Genomic DNA, 383 nt, shown 5'->3' with positions numbered 1-383 from the left:
GTGCTCTTCCGATCTAGCAGAAATTTGGTGTAATCGGTTTGGCAGTGATGGGTGAGAACCTAGCACTCAACGTTGAGCGGAATGGTTTTCCCATCTCTGTTTACAATCGCACTAGCTCCAAAACTGACGATTTTATGAAAAACCGGGCGCAAGGAAAAAACGTCCATGCTGCCTACTCTTTAGAAGATTTTGTTCAATCTCTAGAACGACCCCGTAGAATCCTGGTGATGGTACAAGCCGGAAAACCAGTCGATGCCGTAATTGAACAACTTAAACCCCTGCTAGACCAAGATGACATGATCATCGATGGTGGTAACTCCCTCTACGAAGACACAGAACGTCGCACAAGAGATTTAGAATCCACTGGATTAGGTTTCATGGGG

The 383-nt window shown here is 45.7% G+C and carries 1 protein-coding gene; it reads left to right on the top strand.

Features of this window, described 5'->3' with window-relative positions; translation table 11 throughout:
- Window positions 1–32 precede the first annotated feature (32 nt).
- A partial coding sequence (locus tag M595_RS28635) for an NAD(P)-binding domain-containing protein (RefSeq protein WP_275044475.1) occupies window positions 33–383 on the top strand: 351 nt, incomplete at its 3' end.

This window comes from Lyngbya aestuarii BL J, from assembly GCF_000478195.2.
Classification (GTDB): domain Bacteria; phylum Cyanobacteriota; class Cyanobacteriia; order Cyanobacteriales; family Microcoleaceae; genus Capilliphycus; species Capilliphycus aestuarii.
The sequence above is the reverse complement of the archived record's forward strand: the minus strand, read 5'-3'. Positions and strand labels throughout refer to the sequence as shown.